Source organism: Bacillus sp. LR_5, from assembly GCF_042709275.1.
Genome location: NZ_JAVAXX010000592.1, coordinates 1 through 1,290 on the forward strand (window position 1 = coordinate 1; position 1,290 = coordinate 1,290).

A 1,290-nucleotide genomic window follows, 5' to 3' on the forward strand; every position below is an offset into this window, starting at 1 on the left:
CTTTGTTTATTATCTTCATTTTAATTATTTTTATGCAAATCATAGCAGAAGTGACAGGACTCGTGAATGAAAAATTTAAGCCGTTTACAAAGTTTTATAAACGGCTGGTGAAAAGGAATTAAAAATTCCGGCTTATGTGCCGGAGTTTTTTTCTGCGCAAAAATGCCCGATCCTCTAAAAGGACCGGGCATTTTTTAATAGGATGAATCAGTTGTTGAATTCGTTGTACTGTTGTTTGAGCTTGTGCTGCTGTCATTCGAATAGCTGCTTCCGTTCGTCGTCCCGTCAGTTGTTGTGCCAGTGCTGCCAGAACTGCTTGAGCTGTCAGTCCCGTCTTCGGTACCGGAAGTGCCAGTGCTTGTATCAGGAGTATAATCTAAATGCTCTTGAAGCGTTTTTCTGACTTTCTCGAGATTTGTAGCATCAGGTTCAAAGTAATATGTGTTGTTAGGCCCTAAATACAAATCAGAACCTGTAATGCTCAATGTGTCGATTTTTTTGCTGGTAAAGCCGCTGTAAATCTGCTGAAGCGCTAAACCTTCAGTAATGCGAATATTGGTTTCAACGTTTTCGCTGGCTTTTTCTGCGATTTTATCAATTTTAGCAATGTTGCTTGCACTTGACATGCGGTCAATCAGCGCGTTTAAGATTTGTTTTTGTCTGTCATTACGGCCAAAGTCTCCGCGTTTATCCTGTTTTCTCATCCGGGCATATGCTAATGCTTCTTCGCCGTTCAAATGCATCTCGCCTTTTTTGAAGTAAATCCGTTTGCTTTCGTCTACATCACTTTTTTCATCGAAATCGAAAGGCACGTCAACATCAATACCGCCGACTTCATTAATCACATCTTTAAATCCGTCAAAATCAACTGTGACATATTTATCAATCGGGATTTGCAAGAAGTTTTCAACAGTTTCAACTGTCTCATCTTTACCGCCTTTGCTGTAAGCGGCATTGATCTTCGTCTTGCTTCCCGTTGTGTCACCAGCTAATTGCACACGTGTGTCACGCGGAATGCTCAGCATTTTCATGGTTTTATTTTTGGGATCCAGGGTAACAACAATAAGAGAGTCTGATCTCCCTTTTTGTCCTTTAGTCGCGTAATCCTCTATTCCCATAAATAAAATAGAAAATGGTTTTTTCTTCATGTCTACAACTTCGTTGCGAAGATTTGATTTATTCCCGCGGGATAGGGCATCGTACGATTCATCCGCAGCGTTAATGGTTTTATAAAGTTTATACCCGCCAAGCCCTACAACTACCAATAGTGCAAGGGCGAACAATAACATT

General features: G+C 40.6%; 1 protein-coding gene and 1 pseudogene. One reads left to right on the plus strand and one right to left on the minus strand.

The features are described 5' to 3' along the window. A pseudogene (locus RAC86_RS38775) lies at positions 1–122 on the plus strand (undecaprenyl-phosphate alpha-N-acetylglucosaminyl 1-phosphate transferase); the annotation flags it as partial. Between the two features lie 72 nt (positions 123–194). Here the strand turns inward: RAC86_RS38775 and tagV are convergent. Then, the coding region (gene tagV / locus RAC86_RS38780; protein ID WP_377886966.1) for a polyisoprenyl-teichoic acid--peptidoglycan teichoic acid transferase TagV at positions 195–1,290 on the minus strand (1,096 nt) is incomplete at its 5' end.